The organism is Azospirillum sp. ST 5-10, assembly GCF_051225715.1.
GTDB lineage: Bacteria > Pseudomonadota > Alphaproteobacteria > Azospirillales > Azospirillaceae > Azospirillum.
In genome coordinates, this window is the sequence record NZ_JBPJSP010000097.1 from 1 (window position 1) to 782 (window position 782).

Here is a 782-nt window from a genome sequence, read left to right on the forward strand (position 1 = left end):
TGCACCTTGCCCCAGAACTCCGGATACTGGCGGCCCGACATCTTGCCGATCCAGTAGTACCAGCCGGCGAAGATCGAGAACACCGCGCCCAGCGACAGCACGTAGTGGAAGTGGGCGACGACGAAGTAGGTGTCGTGCAGCGTCTGGTCGAGGCCGCCGTTGGCCAGCACCACGCCGGTGACGCCGCCGACGGTGAACAGGAAGATGAAACCCATGGCGAACAGCATCGGCGTCTTGAACTCGATGGAGCCGCCCCACATGGTGGCGATCCAGGAGAAGATCTTGATGCCGGTGGGCACGGCGATGATCATCGTCGCCGCGGTGAAGTAGGCGCGGGTGTCGACGTCGAGGCCGACCGTGTACATGTGGTGCGCCCACACCACGAAGCCGACGACGCCGATGGCGACCATGGCGTAGGCCATGCCGAGATAGCCGAACACCGGCTTCTTCGAGAAGGTCGAGATCACCTGGGAGATGATGCCGAACCCCGGCAGGATCATGATGTAGACTTCGGGGTGGCCGAAGAACCAGAACAGGTGCTGGAACAGGATCGGGTCGCCGCCGCCCTCGGGGTTGAAGAAGGTGGTGCCGAAGTTGCGGTCGGTCAGCAGCATGGTGATGGCGCCGCCCAGCACCGGCACGGCGAGCAGCAGCAGGAACGCCGTCACCAGCATCGCCCAGACGAACAGCGGCATCTTGTGCAGGGTCATGCCGGGGGCGCGCATGTTGAAGATGGTGGTGATGAAGTTGACCGCGCCGAGGATCGACGAGGCGCCGGCCAG

At 64.2% G+C, this 782-nt stretch carries 1 protein-coding gene; it reads right to left on the reverse strand.

Features of this window, described 5'->3' with window-relative positions:
* On the reverse strand, nt 1-782 hold a 782-nt coding region (locus ACSBPG_RS31965), incomplete at both ends, for a cbb3-type cytochrome c oxidase subunit I (protein ID WP_435541296.1).